Annotated in this window: 1 protein-coding gene; it reads right to left on the reverse strand. The window is 74.3% G+C overall.

The features are described 5' to 3' along the window. Positions 1–1271: ABC transporter permease (locus G3I40_RS43490; RefSeq protein ID WP_164560310.1), on the reverse strand; the 1271-nt coding region annotated here is incomplete at both ends.

Raw genomic sequence — 1271 nt, forward strand, 5'->3', positions numbered from 1 at the left:
CGGGCCGGGCGCAGGCCCGCGAGCGCGCCGGCGGCGAGCCCGACGAGGGCCACGATCGCCAGTTGCAGCGGCGGCAGCGCGAACGCGAAGGCGCTGTCGCTCGCCCCGTCGGACGCCTTCACCAGGACCCAGCCGAGGAAGCCGCCGAGGACGAGTCCGCCGGCCGTGCCGAAGGCGGCGACGAGCACGGACTCCCAGCGGACCATGGCGCGCAGTTGGGCGCGGGTCTGGCCGACGGCCCGCAGCAGGCCCAGCTCGCGGGTGCGCTCGTGCACGGCAAGGGTGAGCGTGTTGGCGATGCCGAGCAGCGCGATCAGGACGGCCAGGGCGAGCAGCGCGTAGACGAGGGTCAGCATCATGTCGATGCCGCCCGCCGAGGACTGCGCGTACTCGTCGCGGGTCTGGACGTCCGGATTGCCGTACGCCTTCGCGACCTTCTCCACCGCGGCGGTGCCCTCGGCCGTGCTGACGCCGTCCTTGAAGGTGACCGAGACGAGCGTGTCGGAGTCCTGGGTCCGGTGCGGCGCCCAGGCCTCGCGGGTGATGACGTAGTCTCCGGCGAGTTCGGACCGCCCGTAGACGGCGCGGACGGTGAAGGCTTCCTGCTTGCCGTCGGTGAAGGCGAGCCGGGCCGTGTCGCCGACTTCGAGGTGCTGGTCGTCGGCCTCGGAGCGGGTCAGGGCGATGCCGTTCCTGCCGAGGTCGTCCAGGGAGCCCTGGACGGTGCCGAGGTCGAAGGCCCTGGCGAGGGATGCCGGGTCGGTGACGGTCAGGGCGCGGCCCTTGCCGTCGACGTCGGCGACTCCCTTGCCGAGCCCCACGGAGGTGGCCACTTCGGGCTGCTTCGCGAGGGCGGGGGCCAGCCGGGGGCTGAGGCCGCTGCCGCCCGCGCCGAACGACGGGGTGGACACGGCGACGTCGCCCGCGAAGGACCGGTCGACCGTCTGGTTCATGGTCGCCTTCAGGGAGGCGCCGAAGACGGTGAAGAGGCTGACCACGGCGACGCCGATCATCAGGGCGCCGGCCGTGGCGGCGGTCCGCTTCGGGCTGCGCAGCGCGTTGCGCCGGGCGAGGGCGCCGGTGACGCCGCGGAGCCTGTCGAGCGGGCTGCCGAGGGCGCGTACGGCGGAGGTGGAGGCGACCGGGCCGAGCACGACGAAGGACACGAGGGCCAGGACGGCGCCGAGGCCCGCCAGCAGGATCGACGGCGAGAGCAGTACTCCGACGAGGGTGACGGCGACGGCGGCCAGCCCGAGCGCGGTGCCGAGGAC

The sequence above is a fragment of the Streptomyces sp. SID14478 genome (assembly GCF_010548525.1).
In the GTDB taxonomy this organism is placed as follows: domain Bacteria; phylum Actinomycetota; class Actinomycetes; order Streptomycetales; family Streptomycetaceae; genus Streptomyces.